5 protein-coding genes are annotated in these 6,026 nt (G+C 47.1%); all 5 read right to left on the reverse strand.

Going from position 1 to position 6,026, the window contains the following annotated elements:
* Window positions 1-1,407, reverse strand: a 1,407-nt coding sequence (locus IQ235_RS16440; protein ID WP_264322516.1) for a TIGR04222 domain-containing membrane protein, incomplete at its 3' end; no start/stop codon positions are given.
* An 84-nt stretch (window positions 1,408-1,491) separates the two neighbouring features.
* Window positions 1,492-1,872 carry a hypothetical protein gene (locus IQ235_RS16445; protein WP_264322517.1) on the reverse strand — a complete coding sequence of 127 codons (381 nt, stop codon included), beginning with the start codon at window positions 1,870-1,872 and terminating at the stop codon, window positions 1,492-1,494.
* Window positions 1,873-2,367: 495 nt separating this feature from the next.
* On the reverse strand, window positions 2,368-4,059 hold the full coding sequence (locus IQ235_RS16450) for a vWA domain-containing protein (protein WP_264322518.1): 1,692 nt from the start codon (window positions 4,057-4,059) through the stop codon (window positions 2,368-2,370).
* A 504-nt stretch (window positions 4,060-4,563) separates the two neighbouring features.
* Window positions 4,564-5,247, reverse strand: a complete 684-nt coding sequence (locus tag IQ235_RS16455; protein ID WP_264322519.1) for a hypothetical protein — start codon at window positions 5,245-5,247, stop codon at window positions 4,564-4,566.
* Between the two features lie 183 nt (window positions 5,248-5,430).
* Window positions 5,431-6,026 (reverse strand): SLC13 family permease (locus IQ235_RS16460; protein ID WP_264322520.1); only part of this gene is annotated, 596 nt, incomplete at its 5' end.

The raw sequence follows: 6,026 nt of genomic DNA on the forward strand, positions 1-6,026 counted from the left end.
GTCTCCGTAGAGACGATCGCTATAATAAGGACTCCAAAAGGAAGCGAGGACTTGTCGCAAACCCTGCAATTCGCCACTAGTGAGAACGCTCATGCCAAACAGGGCAAATGCCAGTCCCGCTTGCTCTCCTAAATCGTCTAATAATTGCTTTTTTAAGTCCGAGTGCCGCATTTGTAAGCGGGTTAACACCCACTCGCCGTATTCAGTGCGATGCCAAGAACGTTTGAGCAACTGCCAGCCGATAAATGCCGTCGCCACGCACAATAACAGTAAAAACCCGACGGGCTTCCCTCGGGACATTCCCACACCCAGCTTGGTGAGTCCTAGCAGCCAAACGAGTAGCACCGGCAACGCAAACAGCCATTGTAGCTGTCGGGAGTCTTTGAGTTTGGGGAGCAATTTCAGGTTGATGAGGCGATTGCGAATGTCATCGGTGAATGCAACGACTCCGGCTGCAGTTTTGAGGCGAAAGCGATCGAACTTACTTCTGGCTTGAAGTTCGGACTCGATGGCAGCTTCTAGAGGATGGCTGTTATCGGGTAAAGGATTGACGACTTCTAAGGTTCGGGTTTTTCGATCGGGTTTTAAGTGTCCCCGCTGTACCAAAGTAGCGATTGCGGTTTCCACAACTCGATCGTTTCCCCCGGCGAGATAGGCAGTTTCGTAAGTATCGAGAGAAACGGTCTCCTCCAAATTCTCGATATCCGATCGCTTGAAATATTCAAAAGACCCCCATTGGAAAATCAGTGCCGCACTCACAAGGGTTATATATAACGTCAGAAATTGGGAACCTCGAAAATCGAGGGGATTGGGAAACGTTGCCAATCCCAACACTTCACAACCCGTTAGCGTCAGTGCGATTCCCAGCAGCACAACGGCAACCATCGATCGATTCCCAGAAAACTGGGGAACGATTTCCCGACTCGGTTTGGGAAGCAGCCAGTATTGCCGAGTATTCAGGTATTGGAAACAGGCATTGCGATCGAAACGGACGGCGGCAGCCGGCCAAATATCCGCAGGTGGCGGGTATCCGAAGAAGGCTTCGTAACTGGCGAGGGTGCGATCGTACCAATCGTGAAATTTGTGGTATTCCTGTTTTCCTCCCCGCGTGGGACTGTGGTGGAGTGGCGTTTGCAAAATATGGGGACAAAACTCTCCCCAGTACGACTGCGTATAGAGTAAGTGCAAGTGCCAAACTCGATCGACCTCTTCGGAAGGGGTCACCGGATGTCCGGCAGCGACGGCAAGAAAGGCAAACTTTTTATATTCAACGATCGATCGTTCTGCGTATTGAAGAGTCCAGCGGTTCTCTCTAGCGAGTCGCTGAGTGAAGGTAAAATCGCTCGTGCGATCGTCGAGGGAAAACTCTTGAATGCGTTGGTAAAGTTCGATGTGTTGTTCGTTCACGAACGTTCCTCCTTGGCAGTCAGTCAACCAGGTTATCGAGGTTTCACTTGCTAATTATTGACGAATATCTTATTTTAACCTTTGTCAATTTATCGCCTGACAGTTGAGAACTTGGAGATTCGGATCGGCCTGTTGTAATTGCATTTGACGCGGAAGGTTCGATCGACCGTAGGTGCGCAGGTTTTGGAGTTCTTTCGGGGTGGGGGGATTTTTGAATATTTCTTCTCCCCAGTCATTCAACAAAATAACTCGATCGAGTTGCAAGCGTTTGTATTGGTACTGGCGATACAGTTGGGTATAAGTTTCGACGACAGATTCCCATCGATATTCAGGACAATAACTGCGATCGACCAGAATGGTTTTTGTGGGAGTGGCAAACCCGAAGCCCAGAACCACTCCAGCCACGAGAAAACTCAACAATCCAATTCCTAAAATCTGAAATAAAATACGATTGAGCTGATTCATTATTTAACCTCTTTGGATAAATATAGACAGTGTTTTTGTAAGTATTCCGCCACACTAGCAAATCGTCGAACCCACCCCCTACCCCTCCCGAGAGGGGAGTAGAAGATTAACATTTTAAATATATTTCCCCAATCTTCAGGCGATAATTCCTCTCTGCCATTGGGGGTGCATAGTGAGTTTTATTTCACACACAGTCAACCTGAATACTTACGTTTTTTGGATTGAATCGAGTTAATCAATACAAATAAGATTTCTATCCTTCTAACTATTCTTTAAAAAAATAATTAAAGGCGAGCAGCTTCACGAATCAAAAATCGATTTAACTTGAGTTGTTTCGATTTCAACTGTTCCCCCTAGAACTTATAGCCTTTCTTGAATGAATGAGGTACGATCGTGAATCTCAAGTCCTCCTTCATAAGGGGGATGCGCGGGGGATCGTCCGGACTTCACCAATTTGAGAACTGCTATATTAACTCAAACGATCGCTGAAATTGACTACAAGTTGGTTTGAAAAAGACCTTTCAACAAACCTTGCACGTTTTCCGGGGTTCCCAATTTCACCGTTGATTCTCGCAACGCGGCAATTTCATCGAGTTCCGATTGATTCACATCTCCGTATGCGATCGGGTAAACGCGCACGCCACTTTCTTGGATAATACTTTTAACGCGAGCGAAGTTAAACCCTCGGTTAGTATCTCCATCCGTTAAGACGAGTAGATAAAATCGACCGTTAGGGTCATCTTTTTGATATTTCATTAACTCCGATAACCCCACCATAATCGCATCGTACATTGCCGTACTGCCATCGGCTCGAAGATAATCGATCGCCGCGAGAAGACGCTGGTGTTGTAGGGTATCGAAAGGGGCAAGAGGAAGCCTAAAATGCGGGCGATCGTCAAAGGTAATCAGTCCGAAATAGTTTCCAGAGTTAATTTCTTTACTAGCAATTTGTAAGCCAGATTTCACCGCATTTAAGGGTTCTCCTTCCATCGAACCACTCGTATCGATGACTCCCATTAAATAAACCGTGCGATCGCCATCTTTTTGCTTCTTCCAAAACGATTGTGCCTCGATTAAAACATCTCCCGCTGGCAGCTTGGGTAAATCCGGACGCTGGATGTAATTAATAACTTCATCACCCATATCCGGTGCGAGTTTCTGCATTGCTTGAGTATTGGCAAATTCGGCAAACTTTTGTAAGGCTTCCTGCTGTTGGGCGGTATTCCAGGAGAATCCGGCGAGGGGATTGCTGTGGGGAATACCAAAGGGAATATAGCTCGTTTGCGCGAACTCTGGTAACTGTTTGAGACTGGAATAATCGAGATAGCTGACGGCAAATGCCGGTAGTTTTTGCGGATCGCGAATGGCAATATTTTTCAAGTCGGGGGTAATTAAGGCAGTAATTAAAACCTGTTTTTGATGCGTTTCAAAAACCGATCGAACTTGAGGAGATTGTAAGTCAGTGGAAGTGAGGGGACTGCCATCTTGATGATGTCCGGCAGCTTGCCATAATAACGTATGCAGTAAATTCATGCCGGTGGAACTGGTAAAGGGATTGGTATATCCGACGGTGATTTTTCCGGCGAGAATGGCATCGAGAACGCGATCGAATGTAACATCTTCATTTCCCCAAAGCTCTTTTTTGAGCTGATTTTGAATCACAAATCCAGCATTATTGGGAAGCAAACTATCGGTAACCAGATTCACGCCAATGCCTTTACTTTTAAGCATTTCCAGCCACAAGCCGTGAGAACGCACCATCGCCGGTTGTGCAGCACCTCCGGCGATGGTGCGTTCTCCTACCCCTGAAGGGATTTTGCGAATCCCAACTTGGATAACTTGTTGGCTGCTAGTGGTGAATTGTTGTTGGTTAAACGCTTCGGCAACATCGACTAGCCAGCGTTCGTCTATTTTTTTGCCATTTGCTTTTTCGGCAGAACTAAAAATCTCGATATAAACCGCATTCGGGTCTGTCGAAGGCTGCGCGCCATAGAGAGGATATTTTTCTACATCGGGGAGGGGTTCGGCAATATTTTCGGTGCTGTAGTTGAGTGCAATTTCATCGGGAATTAGTTCGGTTTGAACGGAAATTCGGGGCAAGATAGTATTTTCTAGATGGCGACTAGTGCAACGCGGTAGAAATAACTGACCAGCTCTCAACCGCTGAAAGCTATGTACAGTAAGCATTTTTAATTTTTAATTTTGCATTTTTAATTCCGCGTAGCGGCACTAGCCATTTGAAAAGAATTTACATCAAAACTCTGACCGATACTCAAGTTTGTAACATTGAAGTGAGTCGATAATAGCATTACTACAAATCCGGTCAAAAACCATGAAATCACTTTTTTGGACACGATTATCTCCAAATTATTGAGAATAGAAAGAAAAAGATTGCAATCGATCGCAATACCCACTTCAGAAAGTCAGTCGATTGCCAGGATTAGAGAGGTTCGCAGAAGTCTTTGAGATTAGTAAAGCCACCCCTAATCCCTCGCGCTTAGGGGAACTAGAAAGTCTACTTATCAAAAATAGTGAGTCGGAGTAATAGTACTTGATCACATTAATTTTGATGATTAATTGGGTCGTAGGGGTAGTGCCCCTGTGCCTACCCCGGTCGGATGGGGGTAACCGGGCGCGGGATTACCCCTACTTATCAAAAATAGTGAGTCGGAGTAATAACCGAATGCTTCTTTACAACGAGCGTTCGTTCAACTCATTTGAGGTTTGCAATGCCTCTTTATTTTGGGCGAGTAAAAGTTGTAAGCGATCGGGAAAAACGGTTTCCAAATCTGGAAATTGATTTCCAACTTGGTTGAGAACGAGCCGATCGTGAAATTCTTGCAATTGATGGTGGGTCGCTTGGATGCGATCGCAGCTCGCTTTCAAATTTTGCTCCCCGATTTTCTGGTAAGCTAAAGTGCGGATTTGTTGGTTTGCCAGTGTCGTGACGATCGCCCGATCGGCTAAAGCTAAAACCGTGTACAGCATCTCAATGAGATCGGGAACCAGTTCCGGCTCGATTTCGGCAATTTTGCGGGCGAAACTCTGGGTTTCTCGAATCCAAAACCGAACCTTTTCTAACTTCTGTCGCGATGGCACATCGAGTTTTTTCTCTAGACGTTCGAGTTGTTCTTGAAAACACTCAATATCCAACAGGTTATCTTGGGTTTTCTTTGAGATTAGAAACGGACTGGATTTGAGTTGCCAAACCCAAGCCGCCCACATTCCCAGGGCGATCGCGATTCCAACTCCCAAGACGATCGATCGCAATCCCATCGAGAGAACGAAGCCGATAAAACCCGCACCCGTCGCCACCAGAAGAACGTAATTTTGTGGCAGTTGAAATATACTGTGGTGTAGTCTATTTTGAAACATAACTCAACCTTTTGAAGAGACACGTGGGGCTGTAGGGGCGCGCGCATTTGGGCGATAAATTATGGGTGAAACGGAACTTAGACTTCCAAATGCTATAGCCTGCGGCATGGCTACGCTAACGCCCTCTTCGGGGGAGACAAGGGAGAGAGTAACCATTCCCCATTCCCCATTCCCCGTTCTAAATTAACCATTCCCCAAAAAGCCGTAACAGAGAATCGAAATCGCCACGACACCGAGGAGATTCAACACCAACCCTTCCCGAACCATGCGATTCACAGAAAACTGACCCGTACCGTAAACGATCGCATTTGGGGGAGTGGCGACAGGTAGCATAAACGCGCAACTGGCACTAATTGCCGCCGGAATCATCAGCAGCGTAGGATTTATATTCGCCCCCACCGCCGCGGCCCCCAATAGCGGCATCAACAACGTCGTCGTCGCCGTATTGCTGGTGACTTCTGTCAGGAACGTAACCGCGAAGCAGATGCCGAGAATCATCAACATCGTTGGCAATACCGAAAGTCCCGAGAGAACGTTGCCCAGAGATTCGCTCAATCCCGAGGCTTTGAACCCATTGGCGATCGCAATTCCGCCCCCGTACAGCAGTAGCAATCCCCAGGGAATGCGAACCGCCGTTTCCCAATCGAGCAGCTTGCCCCCTTTGCCGTTGGGGATGATAAACAACGCCACCACCATCACCAGCGCCACGGTGCTATCTCCCACCCCCGGCAGGTTCAGCCACCCACTCCAGCCGCCAAAGGGTTCCGTGCGCGTCATCC

It is taken from the genome of Zarconia navalis LEGE 11467 (assembly GCF_015207075.1).
In the GTDB taxonomy this organism is placed as follows: Bacteria; Cyanobacteriota; Cyanobacteriia; order Cyanobacteriales; family Geitlerinemataceae; genus Zarconia; species Zarconia navalis.

Coding starts and splice junctions, on each gene's coding strand:
- IQ235_RS16445 (WP_264322517.1), bottom strand. CDS start 1,872: ATGAATCAGCTCAATCGTATTTTATTTCAGATTTTAGGAATTGGATTG.
- IQ235_RS16450 (WP_264322518.1), bottom strand. CDS start 4,059: ATGCTTACTGTACATAGCTTTCAGCGGTTGAGAGCTGGTCAGTTATTT.
- IQ235_RS16455 (WP_264322519.1), bottom strand. CDS start 5,247: ATGTTTCAAAATAGACTACACCACAGTATATTTCAACTGCCACAAAAT.